13 protein-coding genes are annotated in these 16087 nt (G+C 69.8%); 7 read left to right on the top strand and 6 right to left on the bottom strand.

All coding sequences use genetic code 11. The annotated features are described in order from the left end of the window. Positions 1 to 137: 137 nt before the first annotated feature. The 4 genes from Q8S38_RS19280 (at position 138) to Q8S38_RS19265 (ending at position 4906) form a co-directional block, all read left to right on the top strand. Complete coding sequence (locus Q8S38_RS19280) at positions 138 to 1355, top strand: ABC transporter substrate-binding protein (protein ID WP_069055391.1); 1218 nt, start codon at positions 138 to 140, stop codon at positions 1353 to 1355. A gap of 146 nt (positions 1356 to 1501) precedes the next feature. Further along, positions 1502 to 3391 carry an ABC transporter permease gene (locus Q8S38_RS19275; RefSeq protein WP_305681956.1) on the top strand — a complete coding sequence of 630 codons (1890 nt, stop codon included), beginning with the start codon at positions 1502 to 1504 and terminating at the stop codon, positions 3389 to 3391. Next, a complete protein-coding gene (locus Q8S38_RS19270) occupies positions 3388 to 4194 on the top strand; it encodes an ABC transporter ATP-binding protein (RefSeq protein ID WP_305681955.1) in 807 nt (268 codons plus the stop codon). The genes Q8S38_RS19275 and Q8S38_RS19270 overlap by 4 nt, the downstream gene beginning before the upstream one ends. Position 4195: 1 nt before the next feature. Further along, positions 4196 to 4906: an ABC transporter ATP-binding protein gene (locus Q8S38_RS19265; RefSeq protein ID WP_305681954.1), complete on the top strand. Its 711-nt coding sequence runs from the start codon at positions 4196 to 4198 to the stop codon at positions 4904 to 4906. Between the two features lie 84 nt (positions 4907 to 4990). On the opposite strand, the gene Q8S38_RS19260 is transcribed toward Q8S38_RS19265, so the two are convergent. The 5 genes from Q8S38_RS19260 to Q8S38_RS19240 all read right to left on the bottom strand — a co-directional run bounded on the left by Q8S38_RS19260 (position 4991) and on the right by Q8S38_RS19240 (position 11785). Next, positions 4991 to 5866 (bottom strand): UPF0280 family protein, encoded by an 876-nt coding sequence (locus tag Q8S38_RS19260; protein WP_305681953.1) that lies wholly within the window; start codon positions 5864 to 5866, stop codon positions 4991 to 4993. A gap of 130 nt (positions 5867 to 5996) precedes the next feature. Then, positions 5997 to 7514: a 6-hydroxynicotinate reductase gene (locus Q8S38_RS19255; protein ID WP_305682038.1), complete on the bottom strand. Its 1518-nt coding sequence runs from the start codon at positions 7512 to 7514 to the stop codon at positions 5997 to 5999. 14 nt (positions 7515 to 7528) lie between these two features. Further along, on the bottom strand, positions 7529 to 10318 hold the full coding sequence (locus tag Q8S38_RS19250; protein WP_305681952.1) for a molybdopterin-dependent oxidoreductase: 2790 nt from the start codon (positions 10316 to 10318) through the stop codon (positions 7529 to 7531). Beyond that, the gene (locus Q8S38_RS19245; protein ID WP_305681951.1) at positions 10315 to 11193 is read right to left on the bottom strand and encodes an FAD binding domain-containing protein; all 879 of its coding nucleotides are present in this window, start codon (positions 11191 to 11193) and stop codon (positions 10315 to 10317) included. The genes Q8S38_RS19250 and Q8S38_RS19245 overlap by 4 nt, the downstream gene beginning before the upstream one ends. 97 nt (positions 11194 to 11290) lie before the next feature. Then, entirely contained in the window at positions 11291 to 11785 is a 495-nt protein-coding gene (locus Q8S38_RS19240; protein ID WP_291825848.1) for a MarR family winged helix-turn-helix transcriptional regulator, read from the bottom strand. 192 nt (positions 11786 to 11977) lie between these two features. Between Q8S38_RS19240 and Q8S38_RS19235 the strand changes: the two genes are divergently transcribed. From Q8S38_RS19235 to Q8S38_RS19225, 3 genes are read left to right on the top strand one after another with little or no spacing between them, the layout of a single operon-like run. Beyond that, positions 11978 to 13168 (top strand): amidohydrolase family protein, encoded by a 1191-nt coding sequence (locus Q8S38_RS19235; protein ID WP_305681950.1) that lies wholly within the window; start codon positions 11978 to 11980, stop codon positions 13166 to 13168. Positions 13169 to 13179: 11 nt separating this feature from the next. Beyond that, positions 13180 to 13767, top strand: coding sequence for an amino acid synthesis family protein (locus tag Q8S38_RS19230; RefSeq protein WP_291825844.1), 588 nt, complete (start codon positions 13180 to 13182; stop codon positions 13765 to 13767). Between the two features lie 44 nt (positions 13768 to 13811). Beyond that, entirely contained in the window at positions 13812 to 14396 is a 585-nt protein-coding gene (locus Q8S38_RS19225; protein ID WP_305681949.1) for an amino acid synthesis family protein, read from the top strand. Positions 14397 to 14553: 157 nt separating this feature from the next. Here Q8S38_RS19225 and Q8S38_RS19220 read toward each other — a convergent pair whose 3' ends face one another. Then, complete coding sequence (locus Q8S38_RS19220) at positions 14554 to 15975, bottom strand: M20 family metallopeptidase (RefSeq protein WP_305681948.1); 1422 nt, start codon at positions 15973 to 15975, stop codon at positions 14554 to 14556. Between the last annotated feature and the right edge of the window lie 112 nt (positions 15976 to 16087).

The following is a 16087-nucleotide window of genomic DNA, read 5'->3' as shown; positions in this document are numbered from 1 at the left end:
GGCGTTGACAGCCAGTTTGGGCCTCTTCAAATTCGTAGGCATACAAATGAATTCGCGGCTGACGCGGTTTCGTCGGCATGCGACATCTTCCAAGAGCACCGGGGCCTCCGCCACCGGGCCAGACATGGGGAACAGGCATGACGATCGACCGTCGCAGTCTTCTGGCCGGCGCCTCCGCCGGAGCCGCCATCCTCGCCGCGCCGTCCCTGGTGCGGGCCCAGGCGGCGGGGCCCATCAAGGTGGGCGAAATCAACAGCTACACGGCCCAGCCAGCCTTCCTGAAGCCCTATCGTCAGGGCTGGGAACTGGCGCTGGAGCAGATCAACGCCAATGGCGGTGCGCTCGGCCGCAAGATCGAGACGATCTTCCGCGACGACGGCGGCAAGCCCGAGGATGCGGTGCGCCATGCCGGCGACCTGATCAACGCCGAGAAGGTCGACCTGCTCTCGGGCGGCTTCCTCTCGAATGTCGGTCTCGCGATCGCCGACTTCGCCAACCAGAACAAGCGGCTCTACGTCGCCTCCGAGCCGCTCTCCGACGCGCTCGTCTGGGCCAAGGGCAACCGCTACACCTTCCGGCTGCGGCCCTCGACCTACATGCAGGCGGCGATGCTGGTCGAGGAAGCCGCGAAGCTCCCGGCCAAGAAATGGGCCGTCGTGGCGCCGAACTACGAATATGGCCAGTCCGCCGTGAAGTGGTTCAAGGAACTGCTGAAGAAGGCCAAGCCCGATGTCGAGTTCGTCGCCGAGCAGTTCCCGGCGCTCGGCCGCATCGATGCCGGCGCCACCGTGCAGGCGCTGGAAGCCTCCAAGCCCGACGCGATCTTCAACGTCACCTTCGGCGGCGACCTGACCAACTTCGTCCGTCAGGGCAACACCCGCGGCCTCTTCGAGGGCCGCACCGTGGTCTCGATGCTGACCGGCGAGCCGGAATATCTCGATCCGCTCGGCGCCGAGGCGCCTGTCGGCTGGATCGTCACCGGTTATCCGCAGGCCGACATCAAGACGCCCGAACACCTCAAGTTCCGCGAGGCTTACGTCAAGAAGTTCAACGATTATCCGCGGCTCGGCTCGGTGGTCGGCTTCGACACGATGAACTCGATCGCCGCCGCGCTGACCAAGGCGGGCTCGACCGACACCGAGAAGCTCGTCGACGCCCTCAAGGGGCTGAAGTTCCCCTCCGCCTTCGGGGCGGCCGAGTACCGCGCCATCGACCATCAGTCGACGCTCGGGGCCTTCGTCGGCAAGACCGCGCTGAAGGACGGCAAGGGCACGATGGTCGACTGGCGCTATGCCGACGGCGCCAAGTACCTGCCCAGCGACGAGGTGGTGAAGACGCTGCGCCCGGCCGGGTGAGCTCCGTCATTCCGGGGCGATCCGCAGGATCGAACCCGGAACCCACGACCGGGTGAGCCCGTGCCGCCGCGGTTCCTTCTGACTCGCCCAGTCGTGGGTTCTGGGTTCGACGCTGCGCGCCGCCCCGGAATGACAGGATTGTCCGTATGATCGACCTCATCCTCACCCAGACGCTGAACGGCCTGGCCTCGGCCTCGTCGCTGTTCCTCGTGGCGTCGGGGTTGTCGATCATCTTCGGCGTCACCCGGATCGTGAACTTTGCCCATGGCTCGCTCTATATGCTCGGCGCCTATCTGGCCTGGACGCTGGTCGGGCGCTTCGGGCCGGCGGACGCGCTCGGCTTCTGGGGCGGCGTGCTGGCGGCGGCGGCCCTGACGGGACTGATTGGCGTCGTCATCGAGGTGCTGATCCTCAGACGGATCTACCAGGCGCCGGAGCTGTTCCAGCTGCTCGCGACCTTCGGCGTCGTGCTGATGCTGCAGGACGTGGCGCTGGCGATCTGGGGGGCGGAGGACAAGATCGGGCCGCGCGCACCGGGCTTCAAGAGCTTCGTCGTGATCTTCGGCAACCGCTTCCCGACCTATGAGCTGTTCCTGATCGCGGTCGGGCCGGTGGTGCTGCTGATCCTGTGGCTGTTGTTCCAGAAGACGCGCTGGGGCACGCTGGTGCGGGCGGCGACGCAGGACCGCGAGATGGTCGGCGCGCTCGGCGTCAACCAGCGCCTGCTCTTCACCTCGGTCTTCGCCTTCGGCTCGATCCTGGCGGGCCTGGGTGGTGCGCTGCAGTTGCCGCGCGAGGCGGTGACGCTGCACATGGACCTGGCGATGATCTCGGAGGCCTTCGTCGTGGTCGTCGTCGGCGGGCTCGGCAGCGTCACCGGCGCCTATCTCGCCGCCGTGCTGATCGGCATCCTGCACGCCTTCGGCATCCTGATCTTTCCCAAGATCACGCTGGTGCTCGTCTTCCTGGTCATGGCGGTGGTGCTGGTGGTCAAGCCCTACGGGCTGATGGGCAAGGCGCCCGTCGGCCATCAGAGAGCCCATGGCCCGGCCGAGCCGCTGCTGCGCCCGGCCGACGGCACGACGAAGCTCGCCGGGCTGATCGGCCTCTTGATCCTCGCGCTGGCGCCGCTGGTCACGCCCGACCACATGCTGGTGACGCTGACCGAATTGGTGATCTTCGCGCTGTTTGCCGCCTCGCTGCACTTCATGATGGGGCCGGGCGGGATGGCCTCCTTCGGGCATGCGGCCTATTTCGGGCTCGGCGCCTATGGCGCGGCGCTCGCCGTGAAATGGCTGGGCGCGCCGATGGAGCCGGCGCTGCTGCTGGCGCCCTTTCTGGCGGGGATCGCCGGCGTCGTCTTCGGCTGGTTCTGCGTGCGGCTGTCGGGGGTCTATCTGGCCATGCTGACGCTCGCCTTCGCGCAGATCGCCTGGGCGACGGCCTTCCAGTCGGTCGATCTCACCGGCGGCGACAATGGCATCCTCGGTGTCTGGCCCTCGGCCTGGGCGGCCTCCAAGACGGTCTATTACTATCTGACGCTGGTGATCTGCGCGGCGGCGGTGCTGGCGCTGCGGCTGACCATCTTCTCGCCCTTCGGCTACGGCCTGCGGGCGGGGCGCGACAACGCGCTGCGGGCGGAGGCGATCGGCCTCGACGTGGTGCGCATCCAGTGGGTGGCGTTTGCGGTCGCCGCCTTCTGCGCCGGCATTGCGGGCGCGCTCTTCGCCTTCTTCAAGGGTTCGGTGTTCCCGACCTATATGGCGATACCCCGCTCGGTCGATGCGCTGCTGATGGTGCTGCTCGGCGGCGTGCAGACGGTGGCGGGGCCGATCATCGGCGCCTTCGCCTATGCCGGTCTGCACGAGCAATTGATGAAGGCGACGATGTACTGGCGCTTCGCGCTGGGGCTGTCGATCGTGCTGCTCGTCGTGTTGTTCCCGCGCGGGCTCGTCGGCACGGTCCTGGCGCTGCGGGAGCGCCGTGCCGCGCCTGAGCCGGCCCCGACGACCCGGCTGGCGGAGGCTGCACGATGACCGCTCTCGCCCCCGCCGCCATAGCCAGCGCTGTCGCCGCCAGCGAACCCGTCCTCGTCGTGCGCGACCTCGCGAAATCCTTCGGCGGCGTGCGCGCGGTCGACGGTGTCTCCTTCTCGGTGCTGCCCGGCACGATGCTGGCGTTGATCGGCCCCAACGGCGCCGGCAAGACGACCTGCTTCAACATGCTCAACGGCCAGCTGCGGCCCGATGGCGGGGAGGTGCTGCTCGCCGGCCGCGCGATCACCGGCCTGAAGCCGCGCCATGTCTGGCGCATGGGGGTGGGCCGCACCTTCCAGATCACCGCGACCTTCACCTCGATGACGGTGCGCGAGAACGTCCAAATGGCGCTGATCTCGCATGCCGGCGGGATCTGGAGTCCGTTCGGTCGCGCCCGCGACCGCCATCGCGAGGAAGCGGACGGCCTGCTCGCGCAGGTCGGCATGCTCGAACAGGCCGAGCGCGCCTGCGGCGTGCTCGCCTATGGCGACCTCAAGCGCGTCGAGCTCGCGGTCGCGCTCGCCAACCGGCCGCGGCTGCTGCTGATGGACGAGCCCACCGCCGGCATGGCCCCGCGCGAGCGCATCGAACTGATGGCGCTGACCGCGGGCATCGCCACCGCCACGGGCATAGCCGTGCTCTTCACCGAGCACGACATGGATGTCGTCTTCACCCATTCCGACAGCGTCATCGTGCTCGACCGCGGCCGGCTGATCGCCCATGGCACGGCGCAGGAGGTGCGGCAGGACCCGAATGTCCGCGCCGTCTATCTCGGCTCCGGCGCGACCTCGGGAGGGCATTGAGATGAGCACGATGCTCGAGATCACCGGGCTCGACGCCTATTACGGCCGCGCCCATATCCTGCAGGGCGTCAGCTTTTCGATGCAGCGCGGCGAGGTGCTGGCCCTGATGGGCCGCAACGGCGCCGGCAAGTCGACGACGATGAAGGCGGTGATGGGGCTGGTCCCGCCGGCCGGCGGCAGCGTCAGCTTCGAGGGCCAGCGGGTCGACGGGCGTGAGCCCTTCGAGATCGCGCGTATGGGGATCGGCTATGTGCCGGAGGACCGGCGCGTCTTTTCCGAACTGACCGTGATGGAGAACCTCTCGGTGGCGCAGCGCCCGGCACGGGCGGATGCGCCGCACTGGACGCCGGAGCGGCTGTTTTCCCTGTTTCCCAATCTCGGCCGCATGCGCGACCGGCCGGGCGGGGCGATGTCGGGCGGCGAGCAGCAGATGCTGACGATCGCGCGCACGCTGATGGGCAATCCCCGGCTCGTCCTGCTCGACGAGCCGTCGGAGGGGCTTGCCCCGGTCATCGTCGAGGAGATGGCCAAGACCATCCTGGCGCTGAAGAGCGAGGGGCTGACTGTGCTGATCTCGGAGCAGAACCTGCATTTCGCCGGCAATGTCGCCGATCGCGCCGCGATCATCGAAAAGGGCATCATCCGATTCACCGGCACGATGGACGAGCTGAAGGCCGATGAGGCGGTCAGGGCGCAGTATCTGTCTGTTTGACGGCTTGCCGTCATTCTCGGGCGGAGCGCAGCGCAGACCCGCGAATCTCCGGACCAGAGGGCACGGGTTTCCGAGATGGTCGGGTCAAGCCCGACCATGACGCGGAAGGGTCTCGATCCCCCCGACACTGCGCCATTCGTCCGCCAGCGCCAGCAGCGCGCCCTCGATCAGCCCGTCGCGCCGCAGCGCCTCCGCCATCCTCACGCCCGATGCGAGCGCCGCGGCGATCGCCTCGGGCGTGAGCGGCCCGACATCGACGGTGACGGGCAGGTTGCGCAGGTCGCTGTCGGGGTCGAGGTCGCGCGCCGGCCGCCGGATGACGGCGGCGTCCTGCAGATCCGTCGCATTTGCAATAACGGTCGCGGCCGCATCGGCCTCGGCGGCGCTGCGGGCGAGCACGGTGACGGCATCGGCGATGCCGCGCGAGAACGATCGGCCGCGCCAGCCGCTCGTCGCGATGCCGCAAAAATGCTGCGCAGCATGAGGTGCAGCATGAAGCCGGATGAAGCCCTCCGGCCGGGCGCGGGCGAGCGACGGCACCACGCCGATGTCGAGCGGATTCTCCGGCGTGACCAGCACGGCGATGTCGCCGCCATTGTTGACATAGGCGCGCTCAAGACCGGGGACGGCCTGCGCCATCGCGCCCAGCACGGTGTCGGCGACGGCCCCGGCGACGGCGGCCATCGGCGTGATGAACTGCTCCCGAAAGAACCAGCAGGCGCGGACCATGCGCCTCGCCGTCGCGCCGGCCAGCGGCGGCGGTTGCGGCCCGAGCGGCTGGCGCAGGACCGCGAGCTCGCCAGCGAGCTCGGCCAGCAGGCCGTCGAAGGCGGCCTCGGCGGCGCCATAGGCGCGCTCGATCTCTGCGGGAGCGCCGAAGGCCGCGATGACGAGATCGCTCGGGCCCTCCTGGAGATGCAGGCGGTTGCCCGGCAGTCGGGCGACGCGGTGAGCGCCCATGGAGCGCCTTGCATTCCTCAGCCCTCATCCTGAGGAGTGCCGAAGGCACGTCTCGAAGGATGCTCCAGAGCACGCTGGACCATCCTTCGAGACGCCGCTTCGCGGCTCCTCAGGATGAGGGCTGAGGGGATCACGGACCGAAGCCCCGCCGCAGCGGCCAGGGGTTCTCGGCCGCGCCGCCCTCGATCCGGGCCTGGCCGCCATGGGCACGCAGGACCTCCTCGACCGGAACGATCTCCTCGGCATGGCCGCCGGAGGCGAGATAGAGATCGCGCGGCAGGGTGAACTCGATCGGTGCGACGATGGCGGGCGTCGGGACATAGCCGAAGGCGTTCTTTGGCATCCTGAGCACATCGACCATGACGGTGATGCCGCCGCCGGGCCAGACATAGACTGGCGCGCCGCCCATGGTGACGCGCGTCGTGCCACCCTGGACGGAGCGGGTGAGCAGGATCGGGTTCTCGGTGACGCCGGCCCGCAGCGAGCCGCCGGCGCCGGCGACGAACAGCACGCTGCAGAGCGACGGCTCGCAGTTCTCGCCGATGCGCTCGACGACCTGGCGCACGGCAGCCGGCATCTCCGCCTCCACCGGCAGGAGGTTCTCGTCGAGGATGCAGTAGAGCGAATCCTCGCCGGTGGTCGAGGTCATCAGCAGCCGCATGCCGGGCCAGGCGGTGCCCGGGTCGATCTTCTGGATGATCGAGAGCGGGTCGGTGATGTCGGTGCCGCCCCAGCCGAGGCCTGGCTGCGCCACCTGGAAATAGCGGCCGGGCGTCGATTTGCGGCCGCGCACGCGGATGCCGGCGGGTTTCATGTCGAGCACGCGGCCGGCCTGATGCTCGGTCAGCACGCCGGTGATGTGGTCGTCGACGACGATGACCTCGTCGACATGGCCCTGCCACTGCTTGGCGAAGATGCCGATCGTGGCCGAGCCGCAGCCGACGCGCATGCGCGTCTCGGGCTTGCCGTCGACGATCGGCGCCTGGCCGGCCTCGACGACGACGCCATGGCCGCCATCGATGGTGAGCTCGACCGCCTCGCCGTTGCCGAGCTTCAGCATCGTCTCGCAGGTGGTGTTGCCCTCTTTCTTGGAGCCACCGGTGAGATGGCGCACGCCGCCGATGGAGAGCATCTGCGAGCCGTATTCGGCGGTGGTGACATGGCCGACCTGCTCGCCGTTGACGCGGATCGCCGCGGTCTCCGGGCCGAGATGGCGGTCGGTGTCGATCTTCACCTTGAGGCCGCAATAGGAGAAGATGCCCTCGGTCACCACGGTCACCGTGTCGACGCCCTCATGCTGCGATGAGACGATGAAGGGCGCGGGCTTGTAGTCGGGATAGGTGGTGCCCGAGCCGATGCCGGTGACGAAGACGCGCTCGGCGGGCAGGATCGAGCCGTCCCAGTCCTGTGCGTTTTCGGCAAAGGCGACGAGCGGCTGGCCGCCCTCCACCGCTTCCGCCAGCAGCACGACCGGATCGGTGCGGATCAAGAGCCCGTTCTCGTTGGCATAGCGCGAGCAGGCGCCGGCGCGGCCCGGCCGGATCCGGCAGAGCACCGGGCAGGCGTCGCAGCGGACGATGCCCTCATCGCCCTCGGCGACGCCGAATTTGCGCGAGCGCTCGGCGAGCACGCTCTCCTGCGTCGTCATCGGGTTGATCTCGTTCACGAGCGACCCTCCTTGGCGCGCAGCAACTCCCAGAGCCGGTGCGGCAGCACGGGCACCTGGCGCGGGGTGACGCCGGTAGCATGGCGGATCGCGCCGAGGATCGCGGGCGCCGTCGGCACCAGCGCCGGTTCGCCGATGCCCTTGGCGCCGGAGGGGCCGAGCGGCTCGGGGTCCTCGACCAGGATGATGTCGATCGGCGGCACGTCGCCGGCGGTCGGGATCAGGTAGTCGTGCAGGTTCTCGGTGCGGCCGGGGAGGTATTCCTCCATCAGCGCCAGCCCGATGCCCTGGGCGATGCCGCCATGGATCTGGCCTTCGACCAGCATCGGGTTGATCGCGCGGCCGACGTCATGGGCGGCGACGATGCGGTTCAGCCTGATCGTGCCGAGATCGAGATCGACATCGAGCGAGGCGATCTGCGCGGCGAAGCCATAGGTGGCGTAAGGCACGCCCTGGCCCATCGAGTCGAGCGGGACGGTCGGCGGATCGAAGGAGCCGATCCCCTCCAGCACCGTGCCGTCGGGCTTCGCGGGCAGGGCGGCGAGGTCGATCCGCGCGACGACGCCATTCTCCGCGACGGTGACGCTCGTCCCCTCCAGGGCCAGCCGCGCCATTGGGCCGGCATTGGTCAGTCGCAGGATCTCGGCGCGCAGCGCGGCGGCGGCCGCCTCGGCGGCCCGGCCGGAGACAAAGGTCTGGCGCGAGGCGGAGGTCTTGCCGGCGTCGAAGGTCAGAGCGGTGTCGCCGAGCACGAGGTCGAAGCGCTCGACCGGCAGCCCGAGCGCATCCGCCGCGATCTGGGTCAGGACGGTGGTCGAGCCCTGGCCGATGTCGACGGCGCCGTTCCAGAAGGTCAGGCGGCCGTCCTGCGACAGCGTCACGCGCATGGTCGAGGGGTTCGACATGCCGGTGTTGCCGATGCCGTACCACATGCAGCCGATGCCGACGCCGCGGCGGGTGCGGCCCTCGCTCGCATTGAAGGCGGCCGCTTCCGCCAGCAACCGCTGCCAGTGCGGCTTCAGCGCCTCCAGGCATTCGGCGAGGCCGGCGCTGGCTTCGAGACGCTGGCCTGATGGCGTCGTGTCGCCGGCGCGGATCGCGTTGATCAGCCGGAACTCCAGCCGGTCAAGGCCGGCGGCTGTGGCGAGATCGTCGAACAGGCTCTCCTGGGCGAGCGCCGCCTGCGGCACGCCGAAGCCGCGGAAGGCGCCCGAGGGCGGGCCGTTGGTGTAGATGGCGCGGGAGAGATTGCGGACATGGGGCACCTTGTAGGGCCCCGTCGCATGAACCGGCACGCGGCCTGCCACGGTCGGTCCCCAGGAAGCATAGGCGCCGGTGTCGAAATCACCGTCCATCGCATAGGCAACGAGCCGGCCTTCCGCATCGCAGGCGGCCTTCGCCTGGATCGAGGAGGGATGCCGCTTGGTCGAAGAGATCATCGATTCGATGCGCGAGAAGACGCAGCGCACCGGCCGGTCCAGCACCCAGGCCGCCACCGCCAGCATCGGCTGCAGCGAGACGTCGAGCTTGCCACCGAAGCCGCCGCCGCAGGCGGAGGGCAGGATGCGGACGCTCTCCAGCGGCAGACCGAGCACGCGGGCGACCTCGTCGCGGTCCATATAGGGCGCCTGCGTGCAGGCGAAGATCTCGATGGTGTCGCCGATGCGCTTTGCATAGCCGGCTTCGGGTTCGATATAGGCGTGCTCGACGAAACCGGTCTCGAAGGCGCCCTGGGCGACATGGGCGGCCTGGGCGAAGCCCGCCTCGACATCGCCGCGCTCGACGCGGCCGCGCGTCAGCACATTGTCGGGCACGAAGTCGTGCAGGGTGAAGGCGCCCTCGGCCAGCGCCGCGGCGCTGCCGACCATCGCCGGCAGCGGCTCCCAGGCGATCGGCATGTCGTCGATGCTCAGCGCCTCGACCGCCTCCTTCTCGCCGACCACCGCCAGCACGCATTCGCCGCGATAGCGCGTTTCACCGGCCGAGAAGACCGGCTGGTCCTTGAGATGCGGATAGATGCCGAAGGAGTTCTCGCCCGGCACGTCCTGCGCGGTGAAGACCCTCACCAGCCCGGGCCGCGCGGCGACGAAGGCCTCGGGATCGCCCAGCGTGAAGCGCGCGCGCGGATGCGGGCAGCGGATCGCGCGCAGCCAGAGGGCATCGTCGGGAGCGCTGTCGGCGCCGTAGCGCTCTGAGCCGGCGACCTTGGGCGCGCCGTCGAGACGGGCTATCCGCGTGCCGATCGAAGGACCTTCGACCTCGGTGACGATCGTCCCGCTACCGATGAAGCGATGGGCGTCGCGCACCGCCTCGACGATCTTGAGATAGCCGGTGCAGCGGCAGAGCACGCCGCCGAGCGCGTCGAGCGTCTCGCGCTCGCCGGGCTGCGGGTTGCGCCGCAGCAGATCATAGGCCGCCATCAGCATGCCCGGCGTGCAGATGCCGCACTGGGCCGCGCCATGCAGCTGGAAGGCCTGCTGGAGCGCGGCGCCGATCGCCGTCTCCGCCAGCCCCTCGACCGTGAGCACGTCGCAGCCGGCGATCTGGCCGACCGGCACAAGGCAGGCACAGGCCTGTGCATCGTCGATCAGGACGGTGCAGGCGCCGCAATCGCCGGCATCGCAGCCGACCTTGGTCCCGGTGGCGCCGAGGCTGGCGCGCAGGACTTCGCTGAGGCGGCTGTCGGGCGCGTCGCCCAGCGCGACATCGGCGCCGTTGAGCCGGAAGGCGATGGCGTCCGCGGCATGAGCGGTGGCGGCGAGAGCCGAGCGGTCATGGATGGTCACGCTGCGGCCTCCATCGGCTTGCCGGCGAGTTGGGTCAGCGCCCGGCGCACCAGCACGAGTGCCGCATCGCGGCGATAGGCGGCGCTGGCGCGGACATCATCGATCGGCGCCAGAGCGGCGAGGTCTTCGGGCTCGACGCGGGCGGCGAGATCGCCGGCGGGCAACCCGATGAGCCGGGCCTCCAGCGTGGCCAGACGCTGCGGCGCCGCCGAGCAGGCGCCGACGGCGAGACGGACGCCGGAGACCAAGCCCGCCGCGTCGGTGGCGATGACGGCGGCAACGGAGGCGATGGAGATGACGAGATAGGCGCGCGCGCCGAGCTTGAGGAAGGTCGAGCGGGCGCCCTCGGGCTGCGCGGGGACGTGGATTGCGACCAGGATCTCGTCGGGCGCCAATGCCGTGCGGCGGTTGCCCAGCACGAAGTCTGCGAGCGGCAGTTGGCGCCGGCCGCGCAGGCTCGCCAGTTCGACCTGCGCGTCGAGCGCCAGCAGGGGCGGCACGCCGTCGGCGGCCGGCGACGCGTTGCAGAGATTGCCGCCGATCGTGCCGCGATTCTGGATCTGCACGCCGCCGACCTGCCGGCTGGCCTGCTTCAGGGCGTCGAAGGCGGGCGGGAGCGCGGCGTCGGCGACGGCGCTCCAGGTCGCGGTCGCGCCGATGCGGGTTCCCGTGGCGTCATGCTGGATGCCGGAGAGTTCGGGCACCGCGCCGAGGTCGAGCACATCACGGCTGAAGGGCTGGAACCAGGCGCTCTTGTGCGTACGGACCGGATAGACATCGGTGCCGCCGGCGAGGAGCGCCAGGGGCGTCTCGCCGGCCTGCGCGCGCAGCGCCAGCGCCTCCTCCAGCGTGGTGGGCCGCAGATAGCGCGCCATGGCCAGCTCCCCTAGACTGTGACGATCCGGAACCCGTGCCGATTATTGTTAGTATACAAACAAGGTGGCGCAAGCAGATTTTGCGGGCAGCCGGTGCTCAATCGAGACGCGCCAGCAGCGCGAGCAGGCGCTCGGCCTCCTCGCGGGAGAGGGGCGACAGGGTCGCGGCCGTGATGGCGCGCGCCTTCTCGGTGAGGCCCGGCATCGCCTCCAGCCCGGCCGGCGTCAGGCGGACGCGGACGCGGCGCTGGTCGTCCGGGTCCGGGCGACGCTCGACCAGCCCGCGCTCGGCGAGGCGCGCGATGACGCCCTTGATCGTGGCGGGGTCCATGGCGGTCATCCGCCCGAGCTGATTCTGGGAGATATCCTCGCCGCCGCCGAGTTTCGCCATCGCGGCGAACTGGGTCGGCGTCGGCCCGTCCTCGCCCATGATGCGCTGGAAAATCGCGATGTGGCGCTGCTGCGCGCGCCGCATCAGGAAGCCGACCTGCTCCTCGAGCACATAGCTCTCGGCGGGCTTGCGCCCGCGCCTGATGGCGTCGGCAGGCGTCTCGCCATCCACCTCGACGATGGGGGACTCGATGCGCGTCATGGCGGTCTTCTAGCCTCCTCGGCGGTGGGCGCTCAGGCGCAAGCGGGCGCCCTCGCCAGCAGCGCGCCAGACCCTTGTCAGGCCCTTGGTCAGCCCCTTGCCAGCAGCGGCGGGCCTCTCCATGATTGTTATTACACATTCAATCGCCGCCTGTCCCATCGAGGTGCCGGCGGCAGGGCTGCGGAGATCCAGATGGCTCACGACGTCGCGGCGGGACCCGCCAAGGGCAAGCTGGTGGTGCGCAACATCGGCCTGCTGCTCTCGGGCGATCTGAACAAGCCGATCCTCGATGCGGACACGATCGTCGTCGTCGACGGGCGCATCGCCGCGATCGGCAAGGTGGCCGATCTCGATTGCTCCGGCGCCGAGACCGTGATCGACGCGAAGGGCTCAGGCCTGTCGCCGGGGCTGATCGATTCCCATTGCCACCCTGTCTTCGGCGACTGGACGCCGCGCCAGAACCAGTTGGGCTGGATCGAGATGGGGGTGAATGGTGGCGTCACCACGCTGGTTTCGGCCGGCGAGGTGCATCTGCCGGGCCGGCCGAAGGATGCCATCGGCGTCAAGGCGCTGGCCGTCACGGCGCAGCGCTGCTTCCAGAATTTCCGACCGGCCGGTGCCAAGGTGATCGCGGGTGCGCCGGTGGCCGAGCTCGATTTCGGCCGCGAGGTCTTCGAGGAGCTGAAGGCGCTCGGCATCCGGCATATCGGCGAGATCGGGCTCGGCACCGTCGCCAAGGGGCCCGACGCCAAGCGCGTCGCCGACTGGTGCCGCGAGATCGGGCTCGAATCGATCATGCATACGGGCGGCCCCTCGATCGCCGGCTCGCATTTCGTCAACAAGGACGACGTGCTGGAGGCTCAGCCCGACGTCGTCAGCCACATCAATGGCGGGCCGACCTCGATCGCCCATGCCGACATCCGCATCCTCTGCGAGAAGGCGAAGGGCGCGCTCGAGGTCGTCCATAACGGCAACGAGAAATCGGCGCTGGTGGCGCTGGAGGCGGCGCGCGAGGCCGGGCGGCTGGCGGATGTGCTGATCGGCACCGATGCGCCCGCCGGCTCCGGCGTCCAGCCCAACGGCATGCTGCGGATGATCACGCTGTTGTCGAGCCTCGGCGGACTGCCGGCCGAGCAGGCCTTCTGCCTCGCCACCGGCAATGTCGCGCGCCGGCGCTCGCTCGATGCCGGGCTGATCGCCGTGGGCTATCCCGCCGATTTCGTGTTCCTCGACAAGCCCCAGCATTCCTCGGGCAAGGGCCTGCTGGAGGCGGTGTCGCTCGGCGACATCCCCGGCATCGGCATGGTCGTCATCGACGGGCTGGTGCGGACCGGGCGCTCGCGCTCGACGCCGCCGTCGCACAGCGCGCCTGCGGTCGTTTGAGAGGTCGTCCCATGAGCGTGCTCGTCGAGATCCGCCGCATCCAGACCACGGTCGAGGAGATTTTCCACGAATTCGGCCCGTTGCCCGGCCGCACCGAGCGCATCGCCTCCGTCTGCGCCGTGCTGACCAACCCCTATGCCGGCCGCTACGAGCCCGACATCATGCCGATGATGGAGGCGCTCAAGCCCGCGGGGCTGGAGATGGCGACGCGCTGCCTCAACGCGCTCGGCGGCGATCCCGCGACCGTCGAGGGCTATGGCAAGGGCGCCGTCGTCGGCTCGGCCGGCGAACTGGAGCATGGCGCGCTCTGGCATGTGCCGGGCGGCTACGCGATGCGCGAGATCCTCGGCAACGCCAAGGCGATCGTGCCCTCGACCAAGAAGGTCGCCGGGCCGGGCGCGCGGATCGACATCCCCGTCACCCATATCAACGCCTGTTATGTGCGCAGCCATTTCGGCGCGGTCGAGGTCGGCGTGCCGGGCTCGCCCCAGGCCGACGAGATGGTGCTCATCCTCGTCATGACCACGGGCGCGCGCATCCATGAGCGCGTCGGCGGCCTGCGCGCCGATCAGATCAGCGTCTGGGACGGGCAGCGCTGAGCGCGCACGCCGCCCCGACACCCTCCTTTCCGCCGGAGCCCATCATGCCCGCGACCATCCGCAAGATCCTCACCCAGGTCGACGAAACCCTGATCGAAGGGGGGCGATCCGTCTCGCCGCCGACGCGGCGCGCCGTCTCGGTCGCGGTGATCGCCAACCCGTTTGCCGGAGGCTACCGCGACGATCTCGGGGAGCTGACCGAGATCGGCGTCGAACTCGGCGATCTCCTGACGAAGCGCTGCCTCGCGGCACTCGGCATCGAGCCCGCCCAGGCCGAGAGCTTCGGCAAGGCCGCGATCGTCGGGGAGGGCGGCGAGCTGGAGCATGCCGCGGCGATCCTGCATCCGAAAATGGGCACGCCGGTGCGCGCCGCGCTCGGGAAGGGCCCGGCGCTGATCCCCTCCGCCAAGAAGCGCGGCGGGCTGGGCACGCCGATCGACGTGCCGCTCGGCCACAAGGATGCAGCCTTCGTCCGCTCGCATTTCGACGCGGTCGAGGTGCGGGTGACGGATGCCCCGCGCGCCGGCGAAATCCTGGTCGCGATCGCGGTCACCGATTCCGGCCGGCCGCTGCCGCGCATCGGCGGGCTGACCAAGGACCAGATCAAGGGCGAGGACGGGCTGCGCTGAGCGCTCTTCGCATCCGCTTCCGCCGTCGTCCTGGGGCGACCGCAGGTCGTCCCGGGATCCATCCTAGGGCGCCAACGGAGCCCTAGGATGGATCCCGGCCTGCGCCGCTACGCGGCTTGTCCAGGATGACGGAGCTTCCTGGACAAGCCTCAGCAACTCACCCGCCCAGCGACATCGTCAGCGGCGGCTTGACCTCGGGCGGGAGCGGCGAGGTGTAGCCCTCCGCGCCCAGGCGCTTCTTGTGGTCGGCCTTGGCGGCGGCCATCAGCGCGGGATCGAGCAGGACGGCGGCGCCGGTCGCCGCCATCGCCTTGGCGACATGGACCATCGCCTTGTGGGCGGCCGGGGTCTTGCCCTGGGCCACGACCTGCCAGGTGTGGAAGGGCGTGCCGATCGCGACCGTCGGCGCATGGGCCTGGACCGTCGGAACCGCCCAGCTGACATCGCCGATATCGGTCGAGCCGATCGCCGGGTTGCGCTTGGCGTCCATCGGCACGAGGAAATCGGCCAGCGGCGCGCCGGTGTCGTCCATGCCGATCGTGCGCCAGATCGAGGCGATCTCCTGCGGCTGCAGGGTCTTGCGGATCTCCTGAGCGAAGGCGCGGTCGGCGTCGTCGAAATGCGGCGGGCCGAGCTCCTCCATCACGCCATGCATCGCCTGCTCCAGTGGCGTATTGCCGAGCAGGTCGGAGACGGCGCTGACGATGCGCATCTCCATCTTGGTTTCCGTCATCAGCGCGGCGCCTTCGGCGATCTTCTTCACGCGCTGGACGAGTTCGAGCATACCGCGCAGGTCCCGGGCGCGGATCGAATAGCGCACACGGGCATGGGCCTGGACGACATTCGGGGCGATGCCGCCGGTGTCGAGCACGGCATAGTGGACGCGGGCGTCGCTGGGCATGTGCTCGCGCATGTAGTTGACGCCGACATTCATCAGTTCGACCGCGTCGAGCGCGCTGCGGCCGAGATGGGGCGCGGCGGCAGCGTGCGCCGTGCGGCCGGTGAAGGTGAAGTCGGCGCGGGTGTTGGCGAGCGCGAGCGGCGGCGCCACCTCCCACCAGCTCGACGGGTGCCAGGAGATCGCGACATCGGCATCGTCGAACGCGCCGGCGCGGACCATGAAGGCCTTGGCGGCGCCGCCTTCCTCGGCCGGGCAGCCGTAATAGCGCACGCGGCCGGGCAGCTTGTGCTCGGCGAGCCAGTCCTTCATCGCCACGGCGGCGAGAAGCGCGGCGGAGCCCAGCAGGTTGTGGCCGCAGCCATGGCCGTGGCCGCCGGTCTCGACCGGAGAGTGGCTGGCGACGCCGGCTTCCTGCGACAGGCCGGGCAGGGCGTCGTACTCGCCCATGAAGGCGATCACGGGTCCGCCTTCGCCGGCCTCGCCGATCACGGAGGTCGGGATGTCGGCGATGCCCTTGGTGACGCGGAAGCCCTGATGCACAAGCTCGGCTTCATGCTCGGCGCAGGAGCGCGTCTCGGTGTAGCAGACCTCGGGCATGCCCCAGACCCGCTCGCTCAGCGCGATCAGGCGCTCCTTGTTGGCATCGACGTGGCGCCAGAGATCGTTTCGGTTGTCCATGATGGTCCTGCCTTGGTCAGGCCGGCATATGACCAATCGCGCCCCGTTCCGTCCAGCCGACAGACGCATGGCCGGGGCGATTTTCCGGTCGTTTCATGCGCTGCGGTCGATG

It is taken from the genome of Allobosea sp. (assembly GCF_030695125.1).
In the GTDB taxonomy this organism is placed as follows: domain Bacteria; phylum Pseudomonadota; class Alphaproteobacteria; order Rhizobiales; family Beijerinckiaceae; genus Allobosea.
This window is presented reverse-complemented; position numbering and strand designations above follow the sequence as displayed.

Coding starts and splice junctions, on each gene's coding strand:
- Q8S38_RS19275 (WP_305681956.1), top strand. CDS start 1,502: ATGATCGACCTCATCCTCACCCAGACGCTGAACGGCCTGGCCTCGGCC.
- Q8S38_RS19280 (WP_069055391.1), top strand. CDS start 138: ATGACGATCGACCGTCGCAGTCTTCTGGCCGGCGCCTCCGCCGGAGCC.
- Q8S38_RS19265 (WP_305681954.1), top strand. CDS start 4,196: ATGAGCACGATGCTCGAGATCACCGGGCTCGACGCCTATTACGGCCGC.
- Q8S38_RS19235 (WP_305681950.1), top strand. CDS start 11,978: ATGGCTCACGACGTCGCGGCGGGACCCGCCAAGGGCAAGCTGGTGGTG.
- Q8S38_RS19220 (WP_305681948.1), bottom strand. CDS start 15,975: ATGGACAACCGAAACGATCTCTGGCGCCACGTCGATGCCAACAAGGAG.
- Q8S38_RS19245 (WP_305681951.1), bottom strand. CDS start 11,193: ATGGCGCGCTATCTGCGGCCCACCACGCTGGAGGAGGCGCTGGCGCTG.
- Q8S38_RS19260 (WP_305681953.1), bottom strand. CDS start 5,866: ATGGGCGCTCACCGCGTCGCCCGACTGCCGGGCAACCGCCTGCATCTC.
- Q8S38_RS19240 (WP_291825848.1), bottom strand. CDS start 11,785: ATGACGCGCATCGAGTCCCCCATCGTCGAGGTGGATGGCGAGACGCCT.
- Q8S38_RS19230 (WP_291825844.1), top strand. CDS start 13,180: ATGAGCGTGCTCGTCGAGATCCGCCGCATCCAGACCACGGTCGAGGAG.
- Q8S38_RS19225 (WP_305681949.1), top strand. CDS start 13,812: ATGCCCGCGACCATCCGCAAGATCCTCACCCAGGTCGACGAAACCCTG.
- Q8S38_RS19270 (WP_305681955.1), top strand. CDS start 3,388: ATGACCGCTCTCGCCCCCGCCGCCATAGCCAGCGCTGTCGCCGCCAGC.
- Q8S38_RS19255 (WP_305682038.1), bottom strand. CDS start 7,514: ATGACGACGCAGGAGAGCGTGCTCGCCGAGCGCTCGCGCAAATTCGGC.